Origin of the sequence: Pseudomonas sp. NPDC087639 (assembly GCF_044743385.1) — a bacterium.
Taxonomy (GTDB): Bacteria; Pseudomonadota; Gammaproteobacteria; order Pseudomonadales; family Pseudomonadaceae; genus Aquipseudomonas.
In genome coordinates this window covers 320,793-340,240 of record NZ_JBIUWI010000001.1, presented here as the reverse complement: position 1 = coordinate 340,240, position 19,448 = coordinate 320,793, and the positions used below count along the sequence as shown (strand labels likewise).

At 51.7% G+C, this 19,448-nt stretch carries 13 protein-coding genes and 1 pseudogene; 8 read left to right on the top strand and 6 right to left on the bottom strand.

What is annotated here, in order from left to right; genetic code table 11:
- Nucleotides 1–375: 375 nt before the first annotated feature.
- The 4 genes and pseudogenes from ACIOVB_RS01435 to ACIOVB_RS01420 form a co-directional block, all read left to right on the top strand.
- The gene (locus ACIOVB_RS01435; RefSeq protein WP_401264183.1) at nt 376–4,293 is read left to right on the top strand and encodes a hypothetical protein; all 3,918 of its coding nucleotides are present in this window, start codon (nt 376–378) and stop codon (nt 4,291–4,293) included.
- Nucleotides 4,290–6,368 carry a hypothetical protein gene (locus ACIOVB_RS01430; RefSeq protein WP_401264181.1) on the top strand — a complete coding sequence of 693 codons (2,079 nt, stop codon included), beginning with the start codon at nt 4,290–4,292 and terminating at the stop codon, nt 6,366–6,368. The genes ACIOVB_RS01435 and ACIOVB_RS01430 overlap by 4 nt, the downstream gene beginning before the upstream one ends.
- A gap of 224 nt (nt 6,369–6,592) precedes the next feature.
- Nucleotides 6,593–7,576 carry a 5'-nucleotidase gene (locus tag ACIOVB_RS01425; protein WP_401264179.1) on the top strand — a complete coding sequence of 328 codons (984 nt, stop codon included), beginning with the start codon at nt 6,593–6,595 and terminating at the stop codon, nt 7,574–7,576.
- A gap of 224 nt (nt 7,577–7,800) precedes the next feature.
- Nucleotides 7,801–7,923, top strand: a pseudogene (locus ACIOVB_RS01420) (DUF3223 domain-containing protein); the annotation flags it as partial.
- Between the two features lie 28 nt (nt 7,924–7,951).
- On the opposite strand, the gene ACIOVB_RS01415 reads toward ACIOVB_RS01420, so the two are convergent.
- Complete coding sequence (locus tag ACIOVB_RS01415) at nt 7,952–8,908, bottom strand: tyrosine-type recombinase/integrase (protein WP_401264178.1); 957 nt, start codon at nt 8,906–8,908, stop codon at nt 7,952–7,954.
- Between the two features lie 196 nt (nt 8,909–9,104).
- Here ACIOVB_RS01415 and ACIOVB_RS01410 point away from each other — a divergent pair, with 196 nt between their 5' ends.
- The 4 genes from ACIOVB_RS01410 to ACIOVB_RS01395 all read left to right on the top strand — a co-directional run bounded on the left by ACIOVB_RS01410 (nt 9,105) and on the right by ACIOVB_RS01395 (nt 13,956).
- On the top strand, nt 9,105–10,175 hold the full coding sequence (locus tag ACIOVB_RS01410) for a DNA-binding protein (RefSeq protein WP_401264176.1): 1,071 nt from the start codon (nt 9,105–9,107) through the stop codon (nt 10,173–10,175).
- 240 nt (nt 10,176–10,415) lie between these two features.
- On the top strand, nt 10,416–11,108 hold the full coding sequence (locus ACIOVB_RS01405; RefSeq protein WP_401264174.1) for a hypothetical protein: 693 nt from the start codon (nt 10,416–10,418) through the stop codon (nt 11,106–11,108).
- 436 nt (nt 11,109–11,544) lie between these two features.
- Nucleotides 11,545–12,054 (top strand): hypothetical protein, encoded by a 510-nt coding sequence (locus tag ACIOVB_RS01400; protein ID WP_401264172.1) that lies wholly within the window; start codon nt 11,545–11,547, stop codon nt 12,052–12,054.
- A 273-nt stretch (nt 12,055–12,327) separates the two neighbouring features.
- Nucleotides 12,328–13,956: an RNA repair transcriptional activator RtcR family protein gene (locus tag ACIOVB_RS01395; protein ID WP_401264170.1), complete on the top strand. Its 1,629-nt coding sequence runs from the start codon at nt 12,328–12,330 to the stop codon at nt 13,954–13,956.
- A gap of 114 nt (nt 13,957–14,070) precedes the next feature.
- On the opposite strand, the gene ACIOVB_RS01390 is transcribed toward ACIOVB_RS01395, so the two are convergent.
- The 5 genes from ACIOVB_RS01390 to ACIOVB_RS01370 all read right to left on the bottom strand — a co-directional run bounded on the left by ACIOVB_RS01390 (nt 14,071) and on the right by ACIOVB_RS01370 (nt 19,406).
- Nucleotides 14,071–15,159 (bottom strand): hypothetical protein, encoded by a 1,089-nt coding sequence (locus ACIOVB_RS01390; RefSeq protein WP_401264168.1) that lies wholly within the window; start codon nt 15,157–15,159, stop codon nt 14,071–14,073.
- A 1,141-nt stretch (nt 15,160–16,300) separates the two neighbouring features.
- Nucleotides 16,301–17,590 carry a diguanylate cyclase gene (locus tag ACIOVB_RS01385; protein ID WP_401264167.1) on the bottom strand — a complete coding sequence of 430 codons (1,290 nt, stop codon included), beginning with the start codon at nt 17,588–17,590 and terminating at the stop codon, nt 16,301–16,303.
- Entirely contained in the window at nt 17,587–17,955 is a 369-nt protein-coding gene (locus ACIOVB_RS01380) for a phosphonate transporter (protein ID WP_187680572.1), read from the bottom strand. The genes ACIOVB_RS01385 and ACIOVB_RS01380 overlap by 4 nt, the downstream gene beginning before the upstream one ends.
- A gap of 205 nt (nt 17,956–18,160) precedes the next feature.
- Nucleotides 18,161–18,490, bottom strand: a complete 330-nt coding sequence (locus tag ACIOVB_RS01375; protein ID WP_401264165.1) for an NAD(P)-binding domain-containing protein — start codon at nt 18,488–18,490, stop codon at nt 18,161–18,163.
- 4 nt (nt 18,491–18,494) lie between these two features.
- Nucleotides 18,495–19,406 (bottom strand): SDR family NAD(P)-dependent oxidoreductase, encoded by a 912-nt coding sequence (locus ACIOVB_RS01370; protein ID WP_401264164.1) that lies wholly within the window; start codon nt 19,404–19,406, stop codon nt 18,495–18,497.
- Nucleotides 19,407–19,448: the final 42 nt, after the last annotated feature.

The window sequence follows — 19,448 nt, the reverse complement described above, 5'->3', positions numbered from 1 at the left end:
TCCTCTATTTATTCGTGCTTTCGCATCCGCCTTGAAAAGGACTTAAAGCAATTGCAAATCAAGTTGGAAGAGGAGTCGTGTGGCAATGGCGCCTCAGCCAGACACCAGACCAGGGCACAGAAAAGCCTGACCATTCGATCCATCACAAGCCCTTTTAGAAGCCAAGATTTTGGGGTAAGGCATTCGCAGAGACGCTAGCAGGTATATTTGCTCGTGCTGACAGCCCGAAAAGCTGGTGATCCAAGTCTCTTATAAGCCTTTCACTTATCAAAAGCATCGACATACGCCCCATGATCCCACTTGCAAACAAGTCTGTTTGGAAGCAACCTCAACTGACTTGACATGCACTAAGTTGCCATCATGCTAAGGACGCCAATGAACAGTAAGGACGGTAGCATCTGTGCTGCGCTCAGCGACGAGATCAACTCACATCGGGCGCGGCTGGCGCCGTTCTTCAACGGGAATGGCAAACCTAACCCATCAGTAAGTTTTGCCAACGATGGCACTGGTTTCGGTAAGTCGTACAACGTGTTCGATCAGTTCGTCGAACACTCAGCAATACGTAGTGAACTTGGTGGCCACCGCAACCTATTCTTCATCACTCCGCACAAAGCGCAGATAGACGTTTCCAAGGTCACCCAGGAGAAGGCCGCTGAGCGGGGCGTTAGCATTCTGAGCTTCCTGGCCGAGCAGGACTTGTCCGATCTGAGTTTCGTCGGTTGGGTATCGAAGGCGCGCAATGAAGACCTGTACGTCGCTTGGACTAAGGCTCTCAACTCCGACTATTACCGTGAATCGGTCAGCGAGTTGGGAAACGCAATCAGTGGACTCAGAGCAACGCAGGCTGAACAGGCACGCTATCTGAAGCTGGGGAGTACCGACTACCTGCTCGAAGCGGAGCTCGCACGTCGGATTGATGCCGCAAAACAACGCCTGCTCCATGCGTTACAGGATTTGGCCAAGGCCGTGATTCGTGAGAAAGTCGATTTTGAGTTCGTGTCCACCCAGCAGCGCTTTCAGAGCGCCAGCGATGATCGAGAACGGTCAAAAATCCAAGTCATCGATCATGTTTTACCTTTCGAACGAGCCAAGGTGGGGCCAACCATCTTCATTGCCACCACTGCCCGATTTCTGAAGCGCGCATACATTGTGTATCTCGACAGGAAGCGTGAGCCGAACCTCAAGAAGCTGAGCTTTGAAGAAATTTTGGGAGCCAAGCGTCCGCCAACGGATGCTGAAGAGGAGAGTATCGCCCCTATCGGAGCTGCATGCAGCCTCTCCCATGATGAACAAGTTACCTACCTGAAAGAAAATTTCTTCGTCTCTGACGAATCCAACTATTTCCAAGCACATGGGATCACCTTCAACCTCGTCGTCGACGAAGAGCACGACAGCTACGACCGAATTTTTGAAGAGAGCAAGAAAAAGCTGGTCAGCGAAAACGTCAAGCCACCTCATGTCATTGCCGGTCTGCACCGCCTGATGGAGATGATCTCGGCTGAGTATGGCCCTGATGATGAGGAGCCCATCGCGTTCGACGAAGCGGTGGAGCTGATGAAAAACCTACGCCGACACTACGAAGAAGATTGCGAAACGAGCGTAAGCCTCGACGCCATCTTGCAGATGTGTTCAGGGAATGTCGGCCATATCACGATCAATAACCGCGACGTAGAACAGATCTTGGCGCTGTCACGGAACATCTTCAGCCTGACACCCAGGCGCTTCTACAACGAGGAAGCCCTGAAGCGAATTCGGATGCGATCTGTCTGCGGGAAAAGTGAGATCCGTCTGTCCTTCGATGACGGCGCTCCATCCACAGACCCAACCCTGCATGATTTCCTGCAGGTTATGCTGTGCGCTCTGTACGCATGCTCCACAATTCCTCAACAGAGCCCGTTGCGGCAGCTCTTGGAGCTTGGCGAGAACGCCAGTCAGAACGCGCCACTGTCTGAGTTCATCAAGAAGTCTCGCCAGCATCGTTCGTACGTAGCCTCTGTGTTCGACCGTGCCAAGGATGCGGAAATTTTCGTCGATGCATTTTTCACCTTTTTCGCTCCGAAAATTGTGTTTTCACTGGTCAAGGTAGATACGATCCCCTTTGGCGGGGAGGTGGTGAAGAACCGGGTATTCGTTGATTTCCACCTTGACTTGATTCTGGAACTACCCGAGGTCAAGCTACTTCGCATCCTGCACGGAACCCAGAACAGCGCAATGTGCCTCAGCGCCACGACTGGCTTCCAAAACTCCTACTCCGGAAACTTCTCCAGGAAAATGCTCACCCGTTACGGGGAAGCCTCACCCACAAGCCTTGACGTCCGCGTGGTTCAGCGTTGCGCAGTTGACGTGGGCGCAATGGCAGATCTACGGGCTGCACGCTCCAAAGCTAGGACAATGGAAGTCAGGCCTTTCCATAAGACATCCACCGACGACATCAGCGGCTTGCGCAGCGACCCCGCCTTCAAGAGTGCCTACAGCTTCTGGTCAAAGTCGCTCCTTCCGCCTGGTTTCCAAGAGAACAAGTATCGGATGTCTGCGTACCGCCGGCAGATCGAGGCGATGCTCATGGCCGCTTGGGACGGGAAGAACACCTTCGTTCTCTCTTTGAACAATCGGTTTGCCGATCTCTTCAGAGCGTTGTTTGCGCAAGGTATTGATGGACGCTTGAGGGGCATGCGGCGCCTGTACCTCGACAAGATCTTCGAATTGAATCCCTTTGAGGGCAAAACCAAGATCAGGGTCATTCTCTTCAACTCTCAGCTGGCAAGAGAGGTCGACATTGATGATTACCTCAAGGTGGATGCCGATACCCGCATCTGCTTGATCTCCGCCTACGGAAGCGCCGGTACCGGACTCAACCTGTTCGTTGAGAGGGCCGAGGACAACTTCCAACAAGACTTTGACCGACTGGTGCTGGTCAATACTCCCTTCTACAGCGCGATTCGTGAGAAAGACACCGGTCTCAACACCGTCAAAAACCATATTCTCTTGCTCAAACACATCTCATCCGGGGAGAGTGAGGGGGTTCGCTTGTCTCAGTTCGACTCAAACCTGATGCAGCCCAAGAACCGCCGCATCTTGAACCAGGAACATGACCTGGCAGTGCTGAAAGCCATCATCCAGGCCGTGGGACGCGTGGAACGGCGGGACACCCATCTCCACACCGAAATTTTTCTGCCAAGTGACGTAATCGACGACCTGGTGGTGCGCTATAGCCGACTTCGCAGAGAAGGTAACGATCTACTCATCAACAGCCTTTCGCTGCTCAATCACAGACTCATGCGGTTCTGCCTGAAACAAGCAGAACGCAGATGCTTCGCGAATGAGGCAGCGCGTGAGGAGTTCACCACCACTGTGGCTGCCTGCGCCAGCGACATCGAAAATTTCTTCAGCGGAGCATTCCGAAACAAGATTCTCAGAAGTGCGCGTGAGGGTAATCGGGATGCCATGGCGCTCAACGAGCTGCTCCGATCGCCGGAGAGCATCACTGCTCCGGAAAAATACGTACGCAAGCTGCTGGCATCCCCATTGGTAAAGACCTCCAGTTACTACCAGGAGGTCATCAGTGCCTTCTACCTGCCAAGGGAAATTACAGATGAGGTTACCGTTTGCACGACCTCGGAGAGCTTCCATCACCTCAGCGACCTGCTGCATGGGTACTCTGTCTATCAGCCGGGCAAATGGCTTGTACCGGATTACGTGCGGACGGATGGCAAAGTCCATGACTCGGCGCCAGGCATCATAAACTTGGCCTGCAACATGGCCATTGACGGGATAGACGTGCACCTGCCAAATCCTGCGCTCATTCCACTGCTGAAAGGGAACGTGGGGGAATTCATTTTTTCGCAGGTGCTCTCCGCGCTTGGTATCACGCCACTGAGTCTCGATGAGTTGATCGATCTCCTAGGTGCAGCGGTGTATGAGCGCTACGACACCTACATACGAGATGGAGACACTATCATCTGCATTGACGTGAAGCGTTGGTCGGGCAGCCTGGATAATCAAGAGCTGTCCCTCAAAACCCTTCGCCGGGCGGAGAAGAAACGCCAGGACATGTATGAGCTGTGCGGTTGCCTGAAACTGAAACCGCGCTTCCTCTACGTGAACACACAACCGGACGACAACGATCTCAATGCCGAGCGCGAATTTAATTTCGGTGAGTCGATCCACTTCCTCAACGCATTCAAGATGATCGCCAAGTACGTCCCTCTCACGGATACGACCCGCATCCACAGTGTGGATGACCGCCTGATGATCAACCCCACTTTGGTACAGCTGCTAAGGAACGCGCAATGACCCTCTTCAACGTATTGGAAACAGGAGCAGCGGCCAAGGCCCGCACGAACATGCTGAAGCTGCCCGGTGACTTGGAAGGTATTCTGGATCGCTTGTCGAATCCCGGCGAAGGGGTAGGGCACATTCAGGCTGCCGTTGTGGAGGTCACCAGAAACCCTGGCGAAAAACCCGAAGAATACTTCCAGCGGGTCGACTCAACCATCAAGGACTTCATTCGCAAAAAGCTCGGCCTCTCGGCCTCCACCGGGGTGCACTACTGCAAATTCAGCGGTAGAAAGGGCGTGTTTGGCTTTCTCTATTTGAGCAATCAGTCGCCCATATTAGGCCAGGTACGTGGCATCGTTACTGAGCACTCACTCAATCCCCACTATGCGATCCAGGCGCTGCTGGATTTGAGGCTTAAGCTTTCATTCCTTACAGACGTCGAAAAGCATTACGACATAGCCCCAGTCGAATTCAATGCCGACCTGTACATTGGGCTGGTGCTGAGCCGAGTCTCTAGAAACGGTAGCCATATCTTCGACGCCTTGAAATACGACCTGTACTTTTCCAAGGAGCAGGAGCTCGCGATCAGCCTCAAAAGGGTGACGATGCTGTGCTCGTTAGCGCAGGACTCCGTCAGCTTGCCAGTGGCCGAGACTGGGTTACTCATGTTCGATTGGGCCGGAAAACGCTTCCAGCGCACCCGTCGGCTCAACGCTACAACGGACAGTGATCGTAACTACATGGCGTTCGCCACAAACAACGTAAATTCCAAGGCGTGCGACCAGTACCACAACAGTATCAACTACCATCAAACCGATTGCCTAAATCGCATTGATCGCTTACTGAAGCACTCCGGCATTGAATTCAGCCCCGTTGTGTACGAGGCGACCCACCAGGTCAAAACGTTCTTAGAGGGGCTTCCGACGATCTCAAACCCGCTCTGGCTGCTCGATACAGCAGCGAACCCATCGAGTGACGAGGCTTGGCATAGCAGCATCGCCCACCTTGCACATAAATTCGGCGCATCCCGAGTGTTGACTGCTGATAGCCTTCCAGCACCCCATGAGCTGCAAGTCGGTAAAACGAACTATTTGGTCGTCAGCGAGAAGGTCAAGTCTCCTGGGGGAAGCAAAAACGGCTCCAGCATTTTCGATGCCACCTCCGACGAGTCCTTCAATACATTCTGGCAGGCGCTGGCGGCCAAGCGGCGCAAACCGTCAGCCGAGTTCGACTACTACACGTCGATAAAACTGCATCGCTTCACTGAGGCGGTCGATAGCATTTGCCAAGGATTCAACGTACTTCCCAGCAAGGCCCCATCTGCCGCATCAATAGAAAAAAGCTTGCAAGAGCTGGCGCTGAAAGAGTCAATCTTCCGGGACAAGGCCGTGACCATCAAGGGGGCGACCCTGCCACCTCTTCAACTGCAGCTGATGAGTTGCCGAAGGGATTGGGGTGAAAACGTCTACATTCAGGTTCTCGATGTGACCGTTGGTGGTGAGACCATCAAAATCGAGAATTCACGCCGATTCGACGACACTTCCAAAGGTGAGTTCAACCATGAATTCAAGAAGCTCGCCACGATTTTCGGAAAGGAAGACAAGAAACCTTACGATTCTATCTGGGATGGTGCCTTCCTGATTCGTGACAAGGGCTCCAACGCCTGGTTGAAGGCCTACAACACGGGCCGCATCCCGGCCATTATCGGCAATACGCTTTTCGACAATCAGGAACGCCAAGACAGTGGCCTCTCACCATCGCGCGAGGTAGGTATTCAAGCGGCAGCCCTCCCGTACTATCTGACGCCGACCCGGCAGAAGCAACGCCATAGCGTGTTCATTCAAGACAATGGCGTCGAAGGCGCATGGTTCTTTGTGGCGTCCAATAAATCTGCCAACAACACCATCCCGAAGCAAAGCCTGGTTTACAACGCCGTAATCACAGGTGAATGCGGAACTCAGTTTCCCGTGCTGAGTCACCCGCTAGGCGAGCTTTTCTTCTCCAGCTTCACCTTCGATATCGTGAAGCTCCGTGAGTCAGCCAAGACCTCAATCCTGCAGAAAATTGTTGAAGTGTGTTTGCATAATTAGGAAAACACATGGCGTTCGGGGCGCCGATGACTAGTTGCCCTGCGTTCTGATCCTGGCATGCGTGCGCTGCCAATGGAGGAGGGCTTCACACGCAGGCGATGTGATGCCCGCTGAGCTTACTAGCATGAGGCCCCTGACTCGCAATTCGCACTGTGCCAAAAGCGTCGATCGACACGTTCAGTGCCCGTCAAAATTTGCGTTCAAAAGCATCTAGAGAGATTCCAATGCCTTACGAATTAGAAAACCGATTGGTGATCGGCGTGGCTTCGAGCGCTGTGTTCGATCTTGTGGCATCTGACGCGGTGTTTCAGAGTCAGGGAGAGGAGGAGTACCGCAAATTTCAGCAAGAGCACCTCCATGACCCGCTACCAAAGGGGATAGCGTTCCCCTTCATCAAACGATTACTGTCTGTGAATGACCTGAGCGCCGATCCTGAGGATCCGCTAGTAGAGGTGATCCTTCTTTCGCGGAATGATCCTGACACTGGACTGCGTGTACTGAAGACAATCGAGCACTATGGACTTGGGATGACACGGGCGATATTCATGCAAGGGAAATCCCCGTATGAGTACATCCCTGCACTGAATATTGCGTTGTTTTTGTCTGGTGAAAAAAAAGACGTGGAGGGTGCGATTAAGGCGGGGTATCCGGCAGGGCAAGTGCTCGAATCAAAGTTCGAAGACGACGAGACTGACAAAACCCTGCGCATCGCATTCGACTTTGACGGCGTGCTCGCCGGCGATGAATCTGAGTCGATCATGCAGTCCTCTGGGCTAACAGAGTTCCATGCCCATGAAGTGAAGAACGTCATGCAGCCTCATAACCCAGGGCCGCTGAAGGAGTTCATGGTGCGGATATCCAAGATCCAATCGGTCGAGGAGAAGCACAAAAAGCAGAACCCGCAGTACGAAAACCGCATCCGCGTTTCGATCGTCACGGCCCGCAATGCTCCGTCCCATGAGCGAGCGATGAATACGCTTAAAAGCTGGGGCGTCATGGCCAATGACGCATTTTTTCTGGGTGGCATCGACAAAGGCAAAATTCTGGGAGTGTTGAAACCGCACATTTTCTTCGACGACCAATCCGGGCATCTCAAATCGACCAGCGCCGTTGCTCCATCTGTGCACATTCCTTTTGGCATCACGAACAATGTGCCAGCGGAGGTTGAGGTTACGCCTGAGGCTGGACAGGTTGATCCGGTGGTTTAAGAGGATTACTTGAGGATTACTGGTTGCCGCAAAACTTCTGAGACGACGAGCAACCAAAGTCTCGCGATGGCGACTCTGGTTTGCAGGTGAGGTAGGGAGACTTCTGAATATTCTGGTTGGGGCCGTTTGAGTACAAATCCAAAAAAGAGCTGCTGGATCGACTCAAAGACTACCTGCGTAGCGCACCAACAGGCGTAATCACCAACAAGCTCGCAGTCAAAAAAATGCACCTACTCATAGCAATGCATTCTGAGGCGAGCAGAAAAATTGGTGTCGGCATTGACCACTTCAAGATCGTGAGAAATGTTTTGGGAGCGGGTAGGGGGATCAAACTTGTTCGCACCGATGGTGGAGAAACGCAGCTGAATAGGATGATCATCCTAGCCGTCGTTTCTCAGTGGCCTTCCTCGCTGATGACACCGAAAGCCCACCGAACGACACGCTGGAATCGACGTAGCGCAACGCGGATTTCATGTCCTTCCAGCCCACATAGCTCATCAAGTTCTTGATATCCCACCCGTTGGCCGAGGCCCAGGTTGCAAAGCCTCGCCGCATCGAGTGGCTGCTATACAACTCCGCTGGCAATCCTGCCTCTTTGAAAATGCGGCGCAGCACGGGGATCAAGCTATGCGGTTGCATGGCTTTTCCTGAAAGATTGCCCCAGCGATCAATCCGCTGGAACACCGGGCCTTTCGCGATCCCAGCAACTGTAATCCAGTTGATGTAGGCCTCCACGGGGCACAGCATGATGAGCGCCGGCGTCTGGAACGTAGATCCTTCATGTTGGCGGTCACCCTTGGTATAGGGCAGGAAAAAGGTAATTCCTTCACCGCTTATGGCTTGGGTGTCCTCCACCGTAAGCCTGGCCAACTCGTCACCACGAAAGCCACGCCAAAACCCAATTAAGATAATTGCAACCGAGCGATGATGACGCACTAGCGATTTGTAATCTTCCCGTTCAATCGCAGCTGCAGCTTCCCCTTCAAGCCATGTAACCGCCTGCTCTAGGTGCTTGAGCAGCAGCGGGGCGGCCTGTTTCACCTTTGCGGGGTGCACGACCTTGATGCCCTTGATCATCTGGCGAACATCAGGCGTTTTGGTTGGATCAGGGAAGCCCTGGGTGATGTGCCATTGCGCAAGGGCCGCCAAGCGCTGCTTCAGAGTGTTGATGGAGAGCTTGTCGGCGTACTCCGCCAAGTAGCGAACGACGCCCGCGCCGGTCGTGGGGAGGTACCCGCCCCAAGTTACTTCGAAGTGCTCGATCGCCGCCCGATAACTCTTTCGTGTGTTCTCCCGGGTACCGGCGCTGAGGTACCGATCTGCCTTTTCCATCGTATTTTGCCTTCAAAATCGGAGCGTTTTGCTTTCCCAGCGCCACTAGGAGGTTTTCTGGGCGCCAGAAAGTATCAAGAAGCCATAAAGCACTATTATAGCTTTTTATTAATTGGATATTACATTCACGAAATTGGTGATAGCGTGTCACGTAATTACATGACACGTAACACAGGACGAAATCGTAGGAGTTCATATGGCTCGTGGCGGCGTAAACAAGGCGGTAGTGCAAAAAGCGAGGCAGTCTCTGCTCGCGAGGGGTACGTACCCCAGCATCGATGCCGTGCGTGTGGAACTGGGGAATACCGGGTCGAAAACAACCATTGCCCGGTATCTCAAGGAGATCGAATCCTATGATCCACGCCCACCATCGTCCCGCGAACGCATGGGTGAAGAACTTTCGGCAACGGTTGAAAGCCTTCTGGATCGACTCATGGATGAGGGTAACGAGTCGATCGAACAGTCCCGATCAGCCTTTGATATAGAGCGTGTAGAGCACCAGGCGCAGCTTGCCAGCCTGCAAACTGAACTGATCGCAGCGCGTAGGCAACTGGACACTCAGCAAGCGTCCATTGAGGCTCAAACTGCTGACCTTAAAACCACGCAGTCCTCGCTCCAGGCAGAAATGACACGTAATGCCGGACTTAATCAACGGTGTACTGACCTGGAAGCCTTGGTCAGCGACAGGGATAAACAGATCCATTCCCTAGAGGAGAAGCATGTTCATGCGCGCGGTGCTTTGGAGCACTACCGGCAGTCCGTCAAAGAGCAGCGGGATCAGGATCAACGTCGGCATGAATCCCAACTCCACGAGGCTCAAGTGGAGAAGCGCAAACTCCAGGAAACCCTAGTGCTGAAGCAGGATGACCTAACTCGTTTAAACCGTGACAACGAGCGGTTGCTTGGAGAGTCCCGTCAGCAGACCAAATCGCTACATGCCCTTGAAGCGCGCATCCAGGTTCTGACTGGTGAGATCCAAAGTTTGCAGCTATCTGAAGCTAAGTCTGTAGGCGTGGTCGAACACCTGATGTTGCAAGTCTCCGCTCTTCGCTTGGAAGCTAAAGAGAATCAGCAGTCTGCTGTCGTGGCTGATTTGCGTCAGCAAGAGACACTGTCGCTGCTGACGAGTATTCAGCAAGAAAATGACCAATTGCGCCAACTGCAAAGCGGTACTCCTGATGCAGCAGCGCTTCAAGTTGTCGAGGCGGAGCAATCTGCTGCGGCACATCTCAAACTAGCGAAACCTCCCAAGTCACCCAGGAAATGAGTCATGGCCCAGATAAAGGCGAAGCTACCTACCCAAAGCGGTGAAACATCAGCTCTAAGATCTGCTCATCAGCGTCTCGCCCAAATACTGATTTGTGCCGATGCGCACTCTGAGCCTCTGGCGCGACTTTTTCGGACGTCCCCGTACCAGGTTAAGTCTCAGTGACTAAGCGGAAGCATATTCACTATTTACTGGCTGATGACGATCGAACATAAACTAATAGTGGAGATAGTTTAAATTATGGCAGCCAATATTGAATCATCAAGCCGCTTAGATCTACTTTGGTCGGAGCTACTCTCTAAGAAAATAGGATTTTCTGGCGGCCCAAATTTTGAACGGGGTCGAACCTATGACAAAAATATTCATGGGGCTGAAGAGTTAGTCCTTTCGACCGACGAAATTACCGCGTTAAGTCTAGATCTCTTGTCACTAGCAAAAATTGATCCTGCGAAGCTAGCTATCAAGCTAAAAGGCGATGAAAATGCCTCGATTTTCTATGCAGCGGTTGCTATCAGGTCTATTTTTGAAACAGAAAAGATATATGTTGAAATTCCGAACGCATGCAGCTCTTTTAATGTCCCCAAAAGCTTTGTATTGCTCGTGCTGGCAGCTTTGACTGGAATAGCAGCACAGAAGGCTTCTGACTGGGGTGGTATAGCTACCGGGATATCAGCAGGCATCAGTAGCTTGTTGATTAATATTATTTCCTCAAGGTACAACTCCTCGGGTATTCCCGAAACAGACTGGATAGAAGAAACGCTCCTCGGGCTCGTGCAAGCAGAAGGACAGCTTTCGGCAACTGAAATTGAACAGCGAACCAACTTCCATTCCGGCTTAGTAGCTTCGACCATCAAAATACTGCTATCAAAGAATCTTTTGGTCGAGATCGTGGACTGGGCCGACAACAAAAAAATACGCTATAAGCTGAAATAAGATTTTTGAGCTGCTGCGACTCTTCAATGCAGCCTCGACCTATCCCTTTTGGCCTTCGTGAGAATGCACTTTTTGCTAATCAGGGCGATGTATTGCTTACATCACCTCATCAAGCCCATTTACTTTTAGCACACCTCACCGCGAAGAAAATGGCAGGAGATCAGAAGCAAGCAGGGTATAGGAGGACAGCCAAAGCGTCACCGCTATAGACGACCTGGTTACTCCCTCAGCGCTGCCGGCATCGGTGCCGGAGGCCAGTGATATTAGACTCTCACATTAAACAATATACCCCTAAACTGGGCCGGGCTTTACTACATCCCCTTGTGGCGCGCTCCAGTCACCACCCGATGACGCGCAACTCTATTCGTTGTACGTTATGCTCCTCGGAGCGCAACCCAAGCAAACCAGTGCGATATGAATTGTTGAGGTCTAAATCATGGCTGACGATGACAAAGACACAGATGCCGCAAAGCCCAGCGGTACGGCGAACCTGCTGCATCACTACTCCCAGTACACCGCTATTGAACGCGAATACGACTCTGAGGTGGCCTCTGGCTTGATGCGCAAAGCATTGGAGCGCAAGGGAGTGGAAGAGACTGTTGGTGGAGTTAAAAGCTGGGCCGCCATAAGTCACGCGATCGTCTCCCAGAATGTCGATCTTGACCACGAATTAGAGCAGGCTCAAGCTAAAGCGGACTCTTTGGTAGAAGGGCTATTCTCTCCGGATCCATTTGCTTCTTCGCTTGAGGCTGATTCGGGTTCTGATGCGCGTGATCTGGATGATTCCGATCAAGAGGGGCCAGAGGCTGAATATGATGATTTTGATGACGATGATACCTATGACGAGCGTTCATCCCTTGTTGAAATTTACAACTGTGAGAGCGAAGAGGACGCTGAGGATGAAGCGTATGACGATATGCTGAAGCTGATGGAAAAAGCTGACTGAAATGTGATCCATTTCGTAGCGGGGCTCCCTATCAGCCCCCGTCCTAATCGACACTGAAAGTGCCTCCTACGAGCCAGAGGGGGGCTTGATCCCGGTTAGGCAATTCACATCCATAAGGAGGAAAGGGCGCCCTCAACGTGCACGACGTGGCATCACACGGATGATTGCCAGGATTGAAAGCCTTGAGAGGTTGGGCTGAGCAGCAAAAGAAAGCCTAAGGCAACGTCTTTGGGATGGTCTGGCGGAATTCCTCAGGGAAAATCAGGGCGGTATATGTCCAAGTCGATCATGATTTCGTTTCTCAGCACCTCTCTGGACGGTGGTAGCACCGACAAGCGCCGAACCAAGTGGCGCCCCAACGCCGGGATAGCACTGACAAGCGAACCACAGATCAATCGACTGTTCCTCCTCCACGAAAAAGCGGACGAAGCCTTGGCGACCCTCGTTAGTGAGGATGCGAAGCGTATGCGCAACGGTTTTGACGTCCAGTTGATGGAGATAGGCCCAAACTCTTCAAACCTGAGCTCGACCTATATGAACGTGCTCCGCTTAGGTGATGCTCTCCAATTCGACCCTGCAGATCAGTACTACCTGAACATAACCACCTGCACGCCAATCCAGCTGATTTGCTTTTACACCATTGCCGAATCTCACCGATGGCCAGTGAAGCTCGTGCAATGCCTGGACGCAAAGACTGATGATCTGGCTTCCACGGTGCAAATCATCGATCTGGATCTCTCACGTTATGACGTCATTCTCAACCAGTATCCAATGGGTAGCGCCGGGGGAATCGACCTTCTCAAGGACAACATTGCCACACGCAACATCGTCTATAACAAGATGATCGAGGAAATCCAGAGCACCGTACTGCGGTCGCGTCGCCCAATCTTATTGAGGGGCCCTGCAGGTACCGGAAAAACCGCCATGGCGCGCCGGTTGCAGCAGTTGAAGGGACGCACGACCTTACTAACCGGCCGCTTCGTCGAAGTGAACTGCACCGCCTTGAAGGATATATCCGCGATGTCCGCGCTCTTTGGGCATAAAGACGGAGCGCTGCTTGGCGTCACGGGCGCCCAGAAAGACAAACTTCAAAATCCGTATGAGGGGACGGTGTTCCTCGACAACATCGATGAACTCGGATTGCCTGAGCAGACGATGCTGCTGCAAGCAATGGAAGATAAGCTCTTCACACCGCTGGGTTCCAGAACACCCGTGAAGTGCGACTTCCAGCTGATTGCTGCGAGCAATAAGAATCTTGAGGAGATGGTCAAAAAGGGGCAGTTCCGAGCAGACCTTCTGGCCCGGCTCTCAACCTGGGAATTCAGGCTGCCGTCTCTGTGTGAGCGCTTGGAGGATATTGAGCCCAACCTTGAGTACGAGCTGAAAAAGTCAACGAACCCACTGCCTTATCTCCAGAGGTTTTCAGCAAAGGCCCTGAGTAAGTACGTGAAGTTCGCAACGTCAAACGAAGCTGCTTGGATGGCAAATTTCCGAGACCTTTCGGCCTCTGTAGAACGGATGATTACGCGCTCCGTTAGCGGAATCATCTCTGAAGAGGTTGTCAGTGCAGAAATCACAACGCTTCGAGCTAAATGGTCTTCGCTGGGGTTCAGTGGTGACGTGAACCTTGGACGGAAGGGATCGCCGAGATCAGGTGCTGGCGCTCCGGGTGATTACGTTAGCATACTCATCCCTGGGCACACCCTTAACCTGTTCGAGCACAACCAACTGGACTACGTAATCCGCGTGGCCTTGAAATGCCCAAGCTACGCAGAGCTCTCCTGGCGGCTCTATGGGGACGATGTCGGCACCAACCCGGCGCAGAGATCGCGCGACTTTCTGATTCGCTATGGATTAAGCCTGGACATGATCAGGGAAACACTCCGATCCGTAAGCGACTAAACCGTTGGCAATACACCTGGTGGCGCGCGAGGGCTAAAAGCAGAGCGTGATGAGCGAGGAGGGTTTGCGAGTAGGGCGGTGAATCGAGCAAGGCTAGTGGCGGAGAACATCCTCTCAGCTTTCCGAGAGACCGCCCAGAACTCTGGCCTGATCTTTCGCACTTCGTATCGCCATCACGGTTCCAACTATACAATACTTAGTGCCAATCCAGCCGGCCCGGCTAACCAATAGAATGCTAGCCAACCTACTTTGATGACAAAGCCAAGTGGATCGTGCCAACTTCGATGTGGCCTCCCTTAAGTCAAATACGAAGCTGATTTCGACTCTCCTAAATTCGCACGTGCTCCGAACAAGTTGTTGGTCAGTTTTTCCGGATGGGTAGTCATTGAAAACATGCTCCCCATGAACACAAACCAAATCTCCCTCATGTACGGTTCCGATCACTGACGGTTGCCGATCTGTTGAATATATGTTTCTCAGGGAACGCAATCCCAAAAGCTCGAATAAAATCTCGAACATGTATGAGTACAGGGCCAAGCCTCCGGCGCCCTGATAGGGGGAGGGGGCTCCATCGGCCCAGTCGAGAAAACCTTCGCTGTCACATAAACCTTTCGTAAACACAGAGTGGAAGCTTGGCAGTTGCTGTAGGTCAACACTAGGTTTCACGGCCTCACACAGGCCCGTCAGGTTGAAATACCACCAATTGACCTGGCCATATTTGCTCTCAGTCTGCTTGATGGAGATCAAATCCGGTTCGTCGTAGCACGCTTCCCAAGCTTTTTTGGCAGTGACCAGCCAGCTAGGTGGAGGGGCGCTTACACAGGCGTTTGTGAAAGATCGCGTGCTCTGAGCCTCGATCTGATGATACTTGCAGAGAATCGCAAGGTTTTGTGCAGAATGAGGTTCGCCGGCGGCCAGCGAGTTAATGGTATGAGCGACGATCGGTTGATTTGGAAATCTACACATGCAGCACATGTTGCGGTTGGCATCCAAAACTTCCATCAGCATCTCAACGGGGATTGCTGGGGGCTGGCTATCTTGAAGGGACTGTCTTATTACGGGGCTGAGATCCAGGTGCATCAGCTCCCAATCACTTCGTTGGCGTAGTTTGTGAGGCGTCCAGCCGTCAGCTTGAAGAGTCTCAGCCAGCGTAGAATCCATTCCAAAAGCGAAAAGCTCGAGCACGGCGAGTGTTCTTTTCATGGCATTGGTCGCTGGCTACGCAGAATTCAGATGAGTATGCATCATCAATGCACGATGGACACAAACCGATAGGGCCTGATGGATACGAGCCTGCTGAGACGCAGCCTTGAAGATGGTCAAGCGCTCAGAATCGGGCGGAGTTTCCGGTACGGCTGTCTTTTAAGACTATCTTTTGGAAGAGAGTGCTTTAGTCGTTCGAGTTGCAACTGATCGCTCCCAATCCTGATATTTGACTAATTTAGACCGACGAAGGGTAGGACATCTGGTTTGGGAGGAGGTCACTGAGAACCAAATTATACTTAACTCAACTAAATCGTTCTTTAGTTGAATTAAGCGTTGAAGTATCCATTCAATTAAAGCCAAGCAGGGCGGGCAATAGTTAGCAGCGACTTCGGCTATTTTAACGAGAAACGTCATCTTGCCGCGCCCAAAGCTGACAATACCTGTGTCATCGTAGCAACGGATGGCACGGGTCAAACGCATTCTGAAGAGAAAAACAGCTTTTATTGAGCAGGTTGAGCCAACGCCAGCATTCCTGGACTTCTAGGCGAGGATTCACTGGCCCCACGTCGAACGCCAGTTTTCAGAAAACTCGTGACGTGCCGCGAGCTGGAAGTAAATGGCAAAAATTGAAGGAAAGCTTGAATTGCGTAAGTGAAGATTAGAAATGGAGAACAACGCCTCGAAGCGCTTCAATATCGAGCGCTAACGTCAGGTTCTATAAGATTTTTTCTGGTTCGGTCAGCAAAGATTAGAAATGGAGGAAAAACCTCAGATCATGTCAGTAAAGATTAAAAATGGCTCAGGAAGCGGGATTTCGAGCGGTTACTTTCGATTTTATATGAATCTTTACTTCCGAGTACTCGTAAGAGGCAGTGCCTGCCTTCAAATCTGACCACCAGAGCCCCCCAGAGCTCTATAGGACGGTTCGCATAATGTATATTATGTTAAATCAGATGCTATGTCAGATATGTTCATGAGGCTCATAAGATACTGATTCGACCAGTATTTAGGATTTCGTGTAAACGTCCCTCGCTTTACACCAACCTGCACCATACAAAAGCCGCTTCGTCACCAATCCACCGCGCTCGAACAGGCAATTTACTCACCTGCCTAACGCCTGCCCTCCGGGCGACATTAATTAGAGATCGTCAATATCTACTATGCAGTTTCTACCCTTGGATTTTGCATTATAGAGTGCACTGTCTGCGGAGACTAACAACTGCTTGAGAGTGGATCTCGATTCATTCATTGAAGCGCAGCCAATACTCACTGTAATTTTTATTTCCTCACCATCGGCACCTACACTAGACGCCTCAATGCTGCTACGAAGTCGCTCCGCAATAACTGACGCCTCGACACTATTGATCTTAGGCAGCATAACGACAAACTCTTCACCCCCAAACCTCGCTATAGTATCTCCGGGACGAAGAACTCCCTCGGCAATTTTCACTATAGACTTAAGAACTTCGTCGCCAATTGGATGCCCCCAGCTATCGTTAACATGCTTGAAGTGATCGGCGTCTAGCATGATTATAGATATTGAGTGCTGATATCGATTTGCCCGAGCAAACTCTTTTTCTGCCAAGTTAAAAAAGTGAGCGCGATTAACTGCGCCAGTGAGGTGGTCTTTAGTTAGTAAATTAGCCAGATTATCACTCGATACCTTTCGCTCGGTGATATCTCGAAATACCACGGTATAGCCAGAAAACTCGTCATCTTCGTCGCGTAGCACGGCGATCATTGTTTGAGCAAAAAAATTGTGTCCTGATTTGTGTTGGCAAAGATAGTCTCGTGAGTGCCAACCTTCTTCACGGGCGAATGTGAGTTGTTCATCCAAAATATCAACTTCCAAGGCAGACAAATTACAGAAGCGACCCAATTTCTCACCAATAGCCTCGGATTCTGTGTAACCTGTTAAACGCTCTGCCGAAGGACTCCAGCTATTGATTATCCCCTGCTTTGTCAAACCGAGAACTGCGAAGTCGTTAACAATCGTATAGATGGCGTCTAGCCACGAGTCAGTCTGCCTTAATCTCCTTTCTGTTGCGACTTGGCAAGAGACATCAGTCAAAACCGTTATCAGGACATCTTCGTTGACCTTTACGATTGTACATGCGAGGACAATACCCCCGTCGGCTGCTGACGACACGTGAACTCTATGGTTTACACATATTGATCCGCACGACTCTCTAAAGCTCGTTACGAGGTTACGTAATTCAGGGGCGACAGAAGAAAGCGTCTCAAATAAGTTTTCAAGCCCTAGAGACTTAACTAGCGGCATCAACAATTGAGTTGCCATCGGATTAAGCATATCAATCTTGCCGCTTGGATCGATTCTTACCAATCCTACAGGCGATAGATACATAAATGACAGCAGCGCTTCGTACTCTGACTCAATTGAATCATCATCCTGATCATCACTAATCATTTTGAAGTCGCCCGATCAACCAATAGAAAACGAGTGCTAGTATCACTTTCTTTCAGCAATCTTAACCTAACGGGTATTGGTCGCATTCTAAGTGCGAGGACATAAGAAATGATAACATCCAACTCAGACTCATTGTCAAATCTTTGAGCGACCATAGAGTTATTCAAGCAGGGAGCAATTTCCAGAAATAAATTCTTACCTAAAACGCGCGCCTGCCTTAAGGCCGCACTTGAGGCCTCATAAGCGTTGTACACTACCACTTCTGAGCTGCCATTAAAGCCAATAACGCCGAAGTCTAGAGTGTCCAGCCGGTCAGGTTCGGCCAACAATGCCTGGATCGATGCTTCTTCGAATGTAAGATTCATTTCCCTGCTCACTCGCGAATTAGAATATTAGTTTGAACACGTCCCAGCCTGGCTATTTCCGCCTAACCGGATTGTAATAAGCAGTAACCGAAAATTATTTCGGAGAGCGGATGGCTGTTTGCCAATTTAAACTTGAGAGCCTGTTTTACTGGCTCGCATCTCAAGCGCCTCTCTTCGGTACTCTGCAGTCCAGTGTAGTATCAAATCAAGAATAGCTCCTCATTGCCATCTGGCCGGTGCCTGAAGGTCTTAATAACGAGACTTTCCGGGAAAAAGTCTCGAAGACCGCACGCACTCGGGAGAAAGCCTGCGACTCGCCACCCACCATAGTGGTTAACGTACGAGCCAACGCGCCTTGTCTTCCACCGCTCACAGGGGCATCAAGGTACGTGATTCCCAGCTGTTGAAGTAAAGATTGGTGACGACGAGCCCAAACGTGCAGTTCAAATCCAGACTCGGCGATTGCGTGAGCCATCGGCCCCCCTTGATCACCGAGCCCAATGAAGCCTACCTTCAAGATTGTTGTTTTGGACATGACCTCACCCAATCATCCGCATGGCAACTTTCCACAAGCGCTGCGCGTTATCAGGGTCAACAGCGTAAGGTGCAACGCCCGTGTAATCGGCAGGCCGTTTGGTGACAACCGGCGCCTCGTTACAGTCCTCGAAATAACGACCACCAATGCCTTCCAACAGCGGAGACGCCGCAAGCAACACCGATGTCGCGGCACCCTGTTGCACGTTCTTCTGACGTTCAATTGGCGTCTTAAGCCCACCGGTGTGCTTCTGAAGTTTGGTTGCGATTGCCCCAGGGTTCAAAGCGTTAGCGAAAATACCTCGCTCTGCCCAGCGGCGCGTTATCTCTACTGCGATGAGCGCGCATGCCGACTTGGCCTGGGCATATGACGCGAAAGCATCGTATGGGCGGAAGTCGAAATTGATGTCATCGAAAACCACTGGCCCCAAAAGATTAGCGTTTGAACTCAGCGAAACAATTCGGGCTCCCTCGGCTTTGGTCAAGGCGTCCTGCAACCCAAGCACGAGCGCAAAATGGCCGAGAAAGTTGGTTGCAAACTGCATTTCCCAACCCTGCGCTGTCAACTCGCGCTCAGGAACTGCCATGATCCCTGCGTTATTGACCAGAATATCAAGTGGCTCGGACCAAGCCTCAGCAAACGATTTCACAGAGGACAGATCCGCCAGATCGATTGAACGGATATCAACATTCCCCCTGCCCTCCGAGCGCAGTTCGGCGGCTATCGATTCCGCCGCCTCCGGACGCCGCACTGCAAGCGTCACGTTTGCGCCGGCGCTGACCAATGCGCGCGCTGTCTCAATGCCGATACCAGAGGCCCCTCCCGTTACGATCGCCCGTTTACCAGTGAGGTCGACCCCTTCAATGACCTCTTGTGCGGTTGAGTGAAACCCGAACGGTGTAGTGATACGCGTCATGAATTAGTCCTCGCATGTGTAATGGCTGCTGGGCGCCTGGGA